Source organism: Blastocatellia bacterium (assembly GCA_035573895.1).
Classification (GTDB): domain Bacteria; phylum Acidobacteriota; class Blastocatellia; order HR10; family HR10; genus DATLZR01.
In genome coordinates this window covers 26,724-39,680 of record DATLZR010000156.1, presented here as the reverse complement: position 1 = coordinate 39,680, position 12,957 = coordinate 26,724, and the positions used below count along the sequence as shown (strand labels likewise).

Sequence of the window (12,957 nt, the reverse complement as noted above, 5' to 3'; positions counted from 1 at the left end):
ACTGAAGATCGGGATTCTCGCGGCAGAGACGATAAAATTGCTCGTCGCTCAGCCCGACCGTGCGAAGGCTCAGGCTGAGGACCGTCGGGGAACGTTGCTCGAGAATCACCTGCGCTTCGACCATCGCTCATCCCTCGTCGGTGAGATTGTAAGAATCGGTCTGTGCCGATGCAAGGAGAAGGGAAACGTGTGGGCAGGGTCTGGAGAACAGACCCAACCAGTTCATTTCAACAGCTCCCTTGGCCCAGGTGCGTCCTCTATGACGCCGGATGATCCGCTGCATATTGGCCAGCGAAATCCCAGTCCCCTCAAATTCGGCTGTCGAGTGCAACCGCTGAAAACTCCGAAGAGTTTCTCCGCTGAGGTCGGATCGAAACTCACGCCGGTATCTCGCACGTAAACGACGATCTCCTCCGCTCAATCAGGAGGACCGATCTCGATGATGGCGGGGACGCGCGACCGGGTGAACCTCAGGGTATTGGAGATCAGGTTCACCAGGACGCGTCGCAACAGCGACCGATCTCCCCACGACCTGGGGCAGCGAGCGGGGGCTTCTATTGCTGCCGTTTTTGCGACTGTCGGGGCGGAGCCTGAGCCGATCTCGCTGCGGTGGGCCGCGCCGTCGCAGGCGGACGAGCTTTTGGCTGGGAGGTCGGTCGTCGTTCGGACGGTGATCGCGGTTGAGCGGCGGGCGCACGACGCCGCGGCGGTCGCTGAACAGTTGGTTCAAACGGGATTGGGGTGGCCGCGCGATCCGGCGGCATCTCGGCACCCGGCGGGACGATCCACATTTCCACCCGACGATTCATTGCCCGGCGTCCGCTCGGATGCGGCTGGCGACTGCCGAAATCCCGAAGAATGATCCGCCGCCGATCAATGGCGCGCTCCCGAACGAGATAGATCGCCGCGTTTTGCGCGCGCGTGCGAGCGAGGGTAGGTCGCTCGGCGGGATCCTGATGCCCATCAATGACAAGCTGCGCGCGCGGATCTGCCTTGAGCCTCTCGGCCACGATATCCAGGATCGCTTTGTGAACGTTCGTTACCCGCGCGGCATTGAGCCGGACGAAAATCAAGGGCGTCTGCGCGAGAGCTTGTGGTCGGGCGACCGACAGCACGCGAATGGTGCGGGTATCGCTATCGGTTCCTCCTCGACCGTCATCCACCGTCAACGTGATGGTGACAGTCACCGGCGGAGCACCGGGGCCAGCCGTGACGCCAGTGGTATCGAGCGTGATCTCACTGCCGGTGCCCAGGCGTCGTCCGGCCGTTGATCCCCAGCGATAGATGAGGATATCGCCGTCGGGGTCGGCTGCCACAGCTCGCAGGCGCAGCAGGTCACCATCGGTGATCTGACCGGGGACTTGCGGGGCACCGATCGGCGTGATCTCAATCATTTGAATCTGCGGCGGCCGATTGGCTGGCGGAGGTGGCGGAGGAGGTGGAGGAGGCGGCGGAGCTACAACCGGTGAGGCGACGCTGATCGTTCGGCGATCCGTCGCTGTTCCGCCCCGACCATCATCTACTGTCACCGTAATTGTCACCGTGACCGGAGGCGCTCCCGGCGTCGGATTCACACCGGTCGCATCGAAAATCACCCGCTCGCTCAAAGGAGCACCGGGAACTTCCGGCTTAAGCACCGTCGCCGGAACGGTCGCCGGTTCGACCGACCACGCCAGCGAGAGGGGATCGTTATCGGGATCAACGGCCCGCGCCTCCAGCCGAACCGTCTCACCCTCTCGAATCTCCGTCCGTTCGGCCAGAATAGAAACCACGGGCGCTCGATTCGGTGGCGGCAGGGGGATGAGCGACGCTCGCCGCGCCAGAGCAAAATTGAAGGCAAAACCGTTCACATCGCCCGAACTGATGTCGAGCTGCCGGATGCCCTGACCGGGGACGAAAACGGGAATCGTTTTTTGATCGGCCTGATTGAGCAATCGTCGCCAGGCTCCGCCCAGTTGAATCCGTCCTTCATAGGCATAGAGCCGAGCGCCCAGAATCACCTCCGACGGATTGACCGAGTTGAGTCGCGGCGTTCCGCCTCCAATGTAGAACGTGTTGGCCCACTCTGCCGTGAGAACGAGTGACTGGACCGGCGCGATCTCCACGCCGGCGTTGAGCAGCAGTTGGTCCCGGCGATCCAGAAGTTTGATGCCGTTGCGCTCAATGTCGCCTGAACGCACGTAGCCGTAATTCTGGACGAGCCTCAATCGGTTGCCGAAGAAATTCTGCCCGTTGATGAGGACGATGCCATAATCGGTAGCTCCCGCTCCTCGTCCGTGCGACATGGCGTGAAAATTGCGGGCTGAGGGCAGGCGGACGAAGCCGAGGAGAGCAAGATTAAAAAGGCCGTCCGGATCAGTGAGGGCGATCTTCGTTCCCAGAGTGATGTCGCCCAGTCCATTGGCCGATTGGCGAATCTGGAAATTGCGGGTGAGGACATCGAAGGTGGCCGGACCGAAGAAGGGAAGATCGTTGAGGAAGCTCGGCCGGTCGGCCAGGATCGCCGGTCCGAAGGCGGCTCCCGGCGGAGGCAAGACGCCGCCAAGGAGCGATCCACTCAAGGGGAAAAACGCGGCCGCGCCCTCGCGCCCTCCCACCGGCGTGCCAAAGGCAACAAATGGATCTCCGCCAAAGGCCGACCGCACACCGTTGAACTGATAGCCGGAAAGAGCAAAGGGCTGTCGCGCCGTCACCTGCTGGAAGAAAGCCACATTGGCGAACAGCTCCACCCGACTCGTCACCCCATAGGTGAAGCTCACCGGAATCTGGTTGATATCCACATCGCCGGGATCCCGGTCGAAATTATTCCAGGAAAATCCCAGAGTGAACTCCGTCCGACGCAGAGTTCGACCACTCCAGGTGGCGAAAAGGCCGGTGCTTGTTCCTCCCGTGACGGTGGTGGCAGTTTGATTCGCGGGTTCGACTGCCCGGCGTTGCTGCGGAGGGCCGCTTGCCCGAACGCTCACGGTGAGCGCGATCGGGAGGTCCAGATCGAGGATCAGCAAAAGGAGCATCAGAGCCAGACGTCTCGTTGTGCGTCGCACGGTCGTTCCCCTTGGTGGATTCATCGGCTTCACCATTTCCTCATCGGCGAGTGCGTTGTGAATGAGTCGTCGGGATGCTGCCTCGGTGACTCGCTCATTGGGGTTATCCTTAAAATCACTCGCGCCGCATATCCGGGCTGAAGATCACAAATGCGTCTCGACCGACAGTGAGAACGGCCAGTCCCACACCTCGGCGCGTATCAATCGTGACCTCCAGCCGCGCGCCCCCAGCGCCCGAACCGGTCATGCGGACGCTCCCCCCATCACCTGCCGCTCGAACAATCGTCGTGATCGTTCCGGTGAACAGTTGACCCGTTCGGGCGATGCGAAACTCAAAGGCATTCGTGGCCAGGTTGATCTTCAACTGGTTACCGCTCCGACCGGAGTCGTCCATGCGCACCACATTCTGCACGGTGATGTCAACGGTATCCGGTGCGCTGTTCAGTCGCCGATCGCTCACTGTGAGCGAGAAGGTAAGTCGAAGCGACGTCGGCTCGTTGAGCAACAGCGAGGGCGCTGTGAATCGTGGTCGTGGCGACGTGGGATCGGAGAGCGTGACCGGAGGACCAGCCGTTTGCCGCCACTCAAAAGTGATGGGATCGCCGTCGGGATCACGACTGCCCGTGCCGTCGAGTGTGACCACCGCTCCTTCATCCACGGTTTGATCGGGGCCAGCATTGGCTACCGGGCGGCGATTCACGGTGATCTGAACCTGATCGGGATCACTGAGCAATCGTCCGTCGCTCACCACCAGCTCAAACGTCAGGACTACCGGAGGAGAGACCGTCGGACTCACGATCGGCGCGGTGAAGGTGGGACGCGGCGAGGTCGGATCGGAGAGCGTGACCGGTGGTCCTGCTACCTGCCGCCACTCAAAAGTGATGGGATCGCCATCGGGATCACGACTGCCCGTGCCGTCGAGCGTGACCACCGTTCCTTCGTCTACCCTTTGATCCGGCCCCGCATCAGCAATCGGAGCCGTGTTAGATGGCTGGCAGGAAGAGAATTCTGATGTGTTACCAGCGGAATCGGTGGCCGTCGCCGTGACGAAAAATCTCGCCACGGGCGCGGGCAACTCTACACTGAAGCGAGCGGGCTGAGCGGGATCGCCCGTCGCCGTCACCATGATCGCTCCGAGGAATTGGAGACCCTCGGCAAAGCCCGATGGATCGCACGCTCTGTCGGAGAAAAACTCCACGCGAACGTCTCCCGCGACAGTATCGAGTGTCCCCGCAATCGTCACCCGGGTGCCGCGAACGGCTACGTCGGTGATCACGGGAAAGTTTTGCCGGTTGTTGGGTCCCGTGTCCGCATCCCCTTCGTCGTTGGGGGTCGGACCATCACCGCCAAGATCAATGCCGAGCCCACCATTATCGAAAATGGAGTTTCCCAGGATGGAATTGTTGATGGCAGTGCCGGTGATTTCGACGCCGGGGCCTTCTTGATGGGCGATAACGTTCCCTTCACCAGGGGATGTTCCGCCGATGACGTTGTTGCTCGAATCGGTGATGAGGATTCCCGCTCGGCGGTTTCCCAGGGGATCTCCAGTGACAGCCTGTCCGATTCTGTTGCCGACGATGCGCGTCCCGGTCGTCGCCTCTCCGATGAGCGCGATGCCGACGCCATTGCCGGAGATGACATTGCGGGCTTCGGCCGTCGTCCCACCAATGGTCGTATTGCGGGCGCCGGATTCCACCTTCACGCCAATCGTGTTGCCCTCTGCAGCCCGCCCATCCGCCGTTGTGCCGATGAGACATCCTTCGACGACATTGCCCGAGACATCACCAGTGATAACGATCCCGGCTCCCTCTTCGACATCGAAACCGGAGATGATGAGCGAACGAATAGTGTTGTTGTCGCTTTGCAGAACGAAACCAGAAGCGACACCGTCATCTGCTGCCGTCACCTTGATCACGGGATGGGTCCCGTTGGTCGGCCCCGTGACCGTTATCTGCGATGCTCCATCAATGGTGATCCCTCCGCCGGTCAGAGGTGGAAGCGGGCTTAAAAGACGAATAGTGAAGACTCCCTCGGCGAATCCAGGATCAGAAGTCGGGATGGCGAAGACAATTGTATCCGGTCCCGTACTCATGTTTGCCCGGATGAGGGCGTCACGGAGTGAGCCTTCGCCGCTGTCACTCGTGGTGGTGACCGTCAGGATATTTGGCTGGGCGTTCAGAGCGGGCCGAGCGGTCGAGGCAAAGCGCTTTGGTCCGGCTAAGCGAAGCCGTGTATTCCCGTGCCGATCCGATCGGGCCGGCAATGGTTCCGTCTTATGCCCGCGGGAAGTAACAGTGGGGGTACTGGCCCTCCTCAGCGTGAGTGCTTCGCCTGCCGACGTCGCGTACTTGATAAGGAGATCGAGCTGACCGTCATCGTCCAAATCCGCCGTGGCCGGCGTCAGGGGAGCAACGATCCCTTGAGTGGGAGCAGGATGAAGACCCTCCAGGCCTTCGATGATCTCACCGGACAGATCGAGAGGATCATCAAAAGTCATCGAGGGCGAATGCCGCCCCCGTCCTTCAACGATGAGGGACAGCTTTGTCGGCGCGGACGACGGAGGACGTTCGTTCCCCCTGACGGCAGACCCCCACGTCATTCCGCACGGAACCACCACAGCCGCTGTCACTCCGATCACGAGCAAAAAGCGCACCGCTGGCGTCACTCTGGCCTCCCTCCCACCGATGAAGCTGAGCCACTCGGAGCTGTGAACCGTTCGATCTCACAGAACGCCTGATCGGCGCCCCTCCGGGGCCGTGCGTGAACACCTCTCCCGCAGGCTCTGGGTGATGGCACAGGGCGAGCGGGAGAACAGCCACGCTCCCCTCTGCGCAAGCAGTCGGGACGGAATACCTGAAAATTCCCCGTGAGATCCTCATTCGCGTTCTCACTTCGGAGAGGGCAACGAGCTGGCCCTTCTCACAAGCGCACTTTTTGCTCAACCCTCCGCCGCCTTAGAGGCAGCCCTATGTCAGCCGCATTTCTACTCAATCGCCCTGCTAATGTCAAGCCTGAGGAGAAAAAATCCACCCTCGTCGTTGGCCCCTCATTTGTTAGGTGTGGGGAACGGTTCTCCTTGCAATGCGGGGGAGTCCGCTTTCAGGGGAAAGAGGGACCAGAGTTTCTGCCGACCGCAAAAAAGAGGGGGAGGGGCTCGATGACGAGCCCCTAGGAGGGTGGGTTGTAGAGAGGAACTTTAGAATTCCATGTCACCGCCGGGAACCGCTGCCTTCTCTTTCTTCTTCTCCGGGATCTCGGAGACAAGCGCTTCAGTCGTCAGCAGCAGGCCGGCGATCGAAGCCGCATTCTGGAGGGCAATGCGGGTGACCATGGCCGGATCAATGACGCCGGCTTTGACGAGGTCCTCAAACTCCTCCGTCTGCGCATTGAAGCCGAAGTTTTCCTCCTTGGCATTCTTGACGCGCTCGACGACGATGGACCCTTCCCAGCCGGCATTCTGCGCGATCCAGCGGAGAGGTTCTTCGAGCGCCCGACGCACGATGTTCACGCCGGTGTTTTCGTCAGGGTCTTCGAGTTCAAATTTCTCCAGCGCTCGCAGCGCCCGAATGAACGCGACGCCTCCGCCGGGAACGATCCCTTCCTCGACGGCCGCCTTCGTGGCGTGCATGGCATCTTCGACACGAGCCTTCTTCTCCTTCAGTTCGGTTTCCGTGGCCGCACCCACTTTGATCACCGCCACACCGCCAACGAGCTTGGCCAGACGTTCTTGCAGCTTCTCCCGGTCGTAGTCGGAGGTCGTCTCTTCAATCTGGGCGCGAATCTGTCGAACCCGACCTTCAATATCTGCCGGTTTGCCCGCGCCTTCGACGATGGTCGTGTTGTCCTTGTCCACGACCACCTTCTTGGCCCGGCCCAGGTCCTCAATGCGGACGTTCTCCAGCTTGATGCCCAGGTCTTCGGTGATCGCTTTTCCACCGGTCAGGATGGCGATGTCCTGAAGCATGGCCTTGCGCCGATCGCCAAATCCCGGAGCCTTCACGGCGCAGACCTGGAGCGTTCCCCGGAGCTTGTTGACCACCAAGGTCGCCAGGGCCTCTCCCTCGACATCCTCGGCGATGACCAGCAGCGGCTTTCCGCTTCGAGCGATCTGCTCCAGCAGCGGAAGCAGGTCCTTCATCGAGCTGATCTTCTTCTCATGGATCAGGATGTAAGCATCCTCCAGCACGCACTCCATCCGTTCGGGATCGGTGACGAAATAGGGCGAGAGATAGCCCCGGTCAAACTGCATTCCCTCAACGACCTCCAGTTCGGTCTGCATCGTCTTGGCTTCTTCGACCGTGATGACGCCATCCTTACCCACCTTCTTCATTGCTTCCGCAATGAGGTTGCCAATGGTCGTATCGCCATTGGCCGAGATCGTTCCCACGTGAGCGATCATATCGCCCTTGACGGGCTTGGCCATCTTTTTGATCTCCTCGACCACCCGCTCGACGGCTTTGTCAATGCCCCGCTTGAGAGCCATCGGATTGGCACCGGCAGCCACGCACTTGACGCCCTCCCGGAAGATTGCTTGTGCCAGCAACGTCGCCGTTGTCGTTCCGTCACCCGCCACATCAGATGTCTTCGAGGCCACTTCCCGCACCATCTGCGCTCCCATGTTCTCGAGCTTGTCCTCCAGCTCGATTTCCTTGGCCACCGTGACACCATCCTTGGTGATCGTGGGAGAACCAAATTTCTTCTCAATGACGACGTTCCGCCCCTTGGGGCCGAGCGTCACTTTCACGGCATCGGCCAGCTTATTCACACCGCGAAGAATAGCCTGACGGGACTCTTCTCCATGAACAATCAGTTTTGCCGCCATCGTTTCACCTCCTTATCTAAAGATAGGGGAAAACTCACTTGCTCGCTGATTTGGACTTGGCCGCTGCTTCTATAACGGCAAGAATCTCGTCTTCCCGCATGATGAGATACTCCTCATCGTCAATCCTGACTTCCGTTCCCGAATACTTACCAAACAGAACCCGATCACCCACTTTCACATCCAGGGGGACTTTGGTTCCATTCTCCAGGATCTTGCCGTTACCGACGGCAACGACCTCGCCCTGTTGGGGTTTCTCTTTTGCTGTATCGGGGATGATGATGCCACCCCGAACCTGCTCCTGCTCCTCTAATCGCTTGACAACGACCCGATCGTGCAAAGGACGAATATTCAATGCCATAGGCACCTCCTCCGTCTGTTCTGAAATTTGATTCAGGTCGGATTATATAATCTGCGTCTCTTTTTGTCAAGATCGTGACCAGAAATTTTTTCCCCCGTCCCGACCCGGGAGATGGGTACTGCCCTTGCATGAGAGGGACTCTTGAATCGGTGACCGGTCTGGACCTGGCGCGGGGGGATTCTGACCCGCTCACATCGGGCCAGGACGGAACGTTTCGGCTCTTGGGGAAATCTCTTCATCTTCGCTTGATGCAAGAAGATATGCGACAAAAAGCCTGGTCATTAGAGGAGTACTTCAATGGATAGAAGCCGGGAGTCTGGCAGGAATCTCCCAGTGCAGAGCAGTACCCTTATGGATCCCCCGCTTCTGTTCTGAAAGATCAAAGATGGCGCAGACTATTACAGTTTGTGACCGTGCCTGGACTGGGAATTTCCCGTTACGGAAGGGGTATTAGCCTCCATAATGATTCGCTACGAGTGGGAGCGGAGGGCGGGTTGCTTTTGCCGTGATCTTCCCCCTCGTCGTTCACAGCTCGGGGCGTTACGGGCGGTTATGCCTATTAATTTCGTAAGCGAGGGATTTCAGGAAGTGAACAATGCTTTGATCGGGGACAAAGCCCAGGCGGTAACAGGGAACGCGCTCGACGATACGGGTGATCACGTCGAGGGTCGCTTCCATCCTCTCTTTGTCCCAGAAGGGAGGGAAGGAACGGGCCAGTAGAAGGGAAGAGGCTTGAGCGGGTGTGAGCCGTTGCCGGCGGTTTTCAGGCGTGTGTTCGAGAAAGAAGAGAGCCATCAAAGGGCAGCCTGTGCTGGAGGCAACTCCTGCGTCGCCATGCCAGGGAGTCCCAAAGGCTTTCGGGGGATCCTGGAGGCGCAAAATCACCCGGTCATCGCTGAGGATCTGCCCACAGCCGACCTCCTGCCAGAGCCGGGCCATTGTAGATTTTCCTGCTCCTGACTGACCGCAACAGACCAGACCTCTACCATCAAAGCAGACTCCAAAGGCATGAAGCTCGATTCCCCGACCGTTGGCCAGCCAATGATTGACCAACAGCTCGTCCAGAGGGAATTCGAGGGGATAGAGGACATTACCGATCACCAGGCCTGTGTCAGGTCTTATGAACACGTCGCCTTTTGAGAAATCGCGCGACATGACGGCCAGCTTGTAAAGCGGCGGATCGGCTGCCAGGGTCCTGAAGTGAAAGATAAACCGATCTCCCGACAGTCCCAGCGTCCATACTCCACCGGAGTCAAATAGCGATAGCGTGAGGGGAATCTGCGGGATCTCCTGGCAATGGACCGTAAGGTCAATATCGGCCGCGTCGCAGGGTGTCTCTCGAAGAAAGGGGAAATATTCCGGGGTGACGCCGATCTTCATCCGATGATCCGATGGGCGAATCCGAATTCTTGTCTCCGCAATCTCCAGCCACACCTGATCAAAGGACACTCCCGGTGCCTCCCTATTCCCTCCCAAAGGAGTAAGGGGCGCTTGTGTCATGGCTCTTTTGCGGGAGAGTTAGTCCCTGTGTCCGCCGGAACCGACCGCAAAATCACCCGATGAAGTGCCCGTCGGCCAGTGGCTCGAAGGATTGATTTCTGAGCGAGAAACCAGTTCCGGACAATGGCCATCCCTTCCTGAAGAGAGATGCGCTTATGCGTCTTCTGAATTTCAGTCACCCGGGCGATGACCTGATGAGGGGCCACCGGCTCATCACTTTCGTTGACGGCATCTCCTTTGAAAACGAGGAGTGGCTGTGATCCCCTCATTTTTCTGACAAGACGGTGCAGCGTGAGCGAATTCGGAGACCGACGCACCAGCGCGATGTCGCCAATCTTCAGGTCCGCTGGCGTGACCGGGGCGAGGGTGACGATGTCCCCTTCTTCAAGGAAGGGGCGCATGCTCGTTCCGCTGACGGTGAAGCGCACTCGAAGTCCCTGGGCGAGCAGTTCCGATATCAGGTGGCCGAAGGCATCATTTGTCACCACTCGAACGTCGCCGTTCCCCTCGGGCGCGGGCTGAGCGACGAAATAAAAGTGCGTGCCCCCTCGGAGGATGGAAAATCCCGCCTGACGAAGTTCCTCAGCGATGGCCGTGAGACTGGGGAATATGTGAACGAAGCAGGGCTTGTTCAAGTCGCTCCGTTCGGACACGCGACCAATGAGGGTGTCGCCCGGTTCCGTCGCTGTCCACCGTCCCCACAGTGTCGCTGCCAGGCATTGGCCGAAATGGCGAAGCGCTCTCCGGGAGAGAAGGCGACGTCGCGCGACGAAGTAGCCGGAGAGGATCAACAGTCCCGACGGCTTGAGCATCTGGCGGAGTCGGGCCAACGTGGCGAGACGAAGCGCCCGCGTGGGGATATAGGAATAGACGGCCCGGCTGAAGAAAATGTAGTCAAAGGACTGAGGCGGGAAAGCGCATTCGGTCACGCTCATCGTGTGAAATTCGATGTTCACTTGCCGCTCGGCAGCCAGGGCTTTAGCCTGCTCGATCATCTTCTCGGCAATATCAATGGCGACGACCTCAAAGCCCCGTTCGGCGAAGGCGAAAGCCTCGCGACCTGCGCCGCAGCCCACATCGAGAAGTCGTCCGGGGCATGTCATGAACTGTTGAACGACCTCTCGTTCCCAAGCTTCAAACCCTTCGGCGACTGTCTCCGTGTGGGAGGCAACTTCTTCGGGAGCATTGAACTTGGCTGCCACAAGTGACAGCCAGCGAGCGGCCTCTGTCTGCATGTGAGGTCTCCGAGGTACGCTCATCCGTGCTCCCCGTGATTATCTCGCTCCGGTTATAGCTCCGGTTATAGGGGAAGCTGGCGACCAGGTGCTCTCCTTATGTCCCCAAAAGGGCGCACTGTTGTCCTATTTGGCCCTTACACCCGGAAACGGGTTGTCCAGGTCCCCCAAGGTCGGCGACCTTACAGACCATCATGACGGATTCCTGAAGGACTAATCGGACTTCCTGGATTTCCGGTTTGCGATAGGGTTTTTTCTTCATTGCTTATTTCTCCTGTTGCCCGCGCCGGTGCGGCATGGACTCCGACCGCACAGCCGTGCAGGCGGCGTCGCTTCCGTGTTTTGATGTTCTCGATGACGTCGCAGCAGATTCCCCGCGCATGCGGCAGCCCGAGAGCCTCGGCGCGAGCATGAGTGACCTCGCACAGGAAGTCAACCGGTGCCCATTCCACTCCGTGTTCGAGCTGGGACCAACCCGTGCACTGAAAGCAGATGGTCATCAAATCGCAATCGGCGCAGCGATCAGTCGGGGGCCGTCTTCGCTTCCGGAGATCGGCGAACAATCCTTCCCAGGCATCACGGAAGCTGCCCTGCCGGAGATCGTAGCCGTGAAGTCGCGCCATGGTACAGGGGGTCATCCGCCCATAGGGATCAATATGAAAGGCGGTGAGGGCAGCACTGCACGAGTAGAGCCGATCGGTTCGATAGGAACGCGGCAAGCGGTCACAAAACTCGCGCCACTCGGTGATTCTCTTTTCGGTTGCCAGATCAAGGGCCACTACCTCTTCAGGATCAAGCCGGACATCGAGTGGTTTGCGTCCACCATCAATGCGGGCATTGATATGTCCGTCCCATTTGAACTCCACGCCGAGATCGCGAGCGATTTGTTCCATTTGCTGAAATTCGTGTTTGTTCAGGGAGATGACCACCGTCTTCAGTTTGACCGGCAATCCCCGAGACAGCAGCAGCCGAATTCCTGCAAAGCATTTCCGATAAGACCCAGGGAGTCCGGTCACGCGCTCATACGTTTGTTCAGTCGCTCCATAGATGGTGATCTCAATGTTGTAAGGGGGCCACTGGGCCAAGTAATCGGCGATCTGGGGCGTGACGAGCGTCCCAGTGCAAAAGATTGTGATGAGCAACCCCTTTTTCTTCGCGTAAGCATAGATGTCGAGAAAGTCGGGGCGAAGCATCGGCTCGCCCCCGGTCAGCAACAAAAAGAGACATCCGGCGTCGGTGATCTCATCAATAATCCGACAGATTTCCTCAGCGGTCATCTCCCGGCCTTTTGCCTCTCGATCTCCTGGGGGAAGGTTGACGTAGCAGTGGGCACAGTTTTGATTGCAGCGATAGGTCAGTTCGATCTCTCCAAACAGGGGGATGCGGCGGGCCGACGCCATCGCCATAAGGCGCTCGCCGAAGGCCCGATAGCTCAGTTGAGGGATGCTCGAATTTCCCATCGTGAACCTCGAGATTAAATGGTGTCCCTTTGGCGGGACACGATCGCTCCGATGCGCGACAACAGTTCCAGATACTCAATGACATCCCTCCGGGCTTCATCCGCGGTCACGTCAAAATGGTCGAGTACAGCCGCCACAAGCTGCTGGACGGATCGGGTTCCGTCAATCTGCTCCCAGATGAAGGCTGCGACCTCGTTGAGCGTGTAGATTTTCTCCGGATCGGCTGCCTCGCGGCGGAGGGGGACAAGCAGGTATTCCTCTCCGATCTTTCGCGAGACGATCATGGGCGACTTCTCGAATATGGTGTCCATCGCATCGGTGCTACGTTGCGAAGCGTAGAATGTCAAACCCACCGGGGGATATTGGGACGATCAAAAAATATGGAGCGGGCGACGGGATTCGAACCCGCAACACTCAGCTTGGGAAGCTGATACGCTACCGTTGCGTCACGCCCGCTCATTGTGAATCACAATCTTATGTCAAGCCCGATGGGCATGTCAACACCCGGTGACAGTCCGAGGGCGCTTCCGCTATACTC

8 protein-coding genes and 1 tRNA gene are annotated in these 12,957 nt (G+C 59.2%); all 9 read right to left on the bottom strand.

Translation table 11 applies throughout. The features are described from left to right. Positions 1–554 precede the first annotated feature (554 nt). The 9 genes from VNM72_13520 to VNM72_13480 all read right to left on the bottom strand — a co-directional run bounded on the left by VNM72_13520 (position 555) and on the right by VNM72_13480 (position 12,875). Positions 555–3,068 carry a hypothetical protein gene (locus VNM72_13520; protein HXF06416.1) on the bottom strand — a complete coding sequence of 838 codons (2,514 nt, stop codon included), beginning with the start codon at positions 3,066–3,068 and terminating at the stop codon, positions 555–557. 91 nt (positions 3,069–3,159) lie between these two features. Further along, positions 3,160–5,709: a PKD domain-containing protein gene (locus VNM72_13515; GenBank protein ID HXF06415.1), complete on the bottom strand. Its 2,550-nt coding sequence runs from the start codon at positions 5,707–5,709 to the stop codon at positions 3,160–3,162. A 531-nt stretch (positions 5,710–6,240) separates the two neighbouring features. Then, a complete protein-coding gene (gene groL, locus VNM72_13510; protein HXF06414.1) occupies positions 6,241–7,866 on the bottom strand; it encodes a chaperonin GroEL in 1,626 nt (541 codons plus the stop codon). A gap of 34 nt (positions 7,867–7,900) precedes the next feature. Continuing rightward, on the bottom strand, positions 7,901–8,218 hold the full coding sequence (gene groES, locus VNM72_13505; protein ID HXF06413.1) for a co-chaperone GroES: 318 nt from the start codon (positions 8,216–8,218) through the stop codon (positions 7,901–7,903). A gap of 546 nt (positions 8,219–8,764) precedes the next feature. Then, positions 8,765–9,673: a hypothetical protein gene (locus VNM72_13500; GenBank protein HXF06412.1), complete on the bottom strand. Its 909-nt coding sequence runs from the start codon at positions 9,671–9,673 to the stop codon at positions 8,765–8,767. Positions 9,674–9,720: 47 nt separating this feature from the next. Continuing rightward, positions 9,721–10,959 carry a methyltransferase domain-containing protein gene (locus VNM72_13495; protein HXF06411.1) on the bottom strand — a complete coding sequence of 413 codons (1,239 nt, stop codon included), beginning with the start codon at positions 10,957–10,959 and terminating at the stop codon, positions 9,721–9,723. A 182-nt stretch (positions 10,960–11,141) separates the two neighbouring features. Next, positions 11,142–12,419, bottom strand: coding sequence for a radical SAM protein (locus VNM72_13490; protein ID HXF06410.1), 1,278 nt, complete (start codon positions 12,417–12,419; stop codon positions 11,142–11,144). Positions 12,420–12,433: 14 nt separating this feature from the next. After that, positions 12,434–12,730, bottom strand: coding sequence for a PqqD family protein (locus tag VNM72_13485; protein HXF06409.1), 297 nt, complete (start codon positions 12,728–12,730; stop codon positions 12,434–12,436). 70 nt (positions 12,731–12,800) lie between these two features. Further along, a tRNA-Gly gene (locus tag VNM72_13480) sits at positions 12,801–12,875 on the bottom strand. Positions 12,876–12,957: the final 82 nt, after the last annotated feature.

What these genes read in the sequence shown, in the direction of transcription:
- VNM72_13520 (HXF06416.1), bottom strand. Translation starts at nt 3,068, where the DNA reads ATGAATCCACCAAGGGGAACGACCGTGCGACGCACAACGAGACGTCTG.
- groL (HXF06414.1), bottom strand. Translation starts at nt 7,866, where the DNA reads ATGGCGGCAAAACTGATTGTTCATGGAGAAGAGTCCCGTCAGGCTATT.
- VNM72_13495 (HXF06411.1), bottom strand. Translation starts at nt 10,959, where the DNA reads ATGCAGACAGAGGCCGCTCGCTGGCTGTCACTTGTGGCAGCCAAGTTC.
- VNM72_13490 (HXF06410.1), bottom strand. Translation starts at nt 12,419, where the DNA reads ATGGGAAATTCGAGCATCCCTCAACTGAGCTATCGGGCCTTCGGCGAG.
- VNM72_13485 (HXF06409.1), bottom strand. Translation starts at nt 12,730, where the DNA reads ATGGACACCATATTCGAGAAGTCGCCCATGATCGTCTCGCGAAAGATC.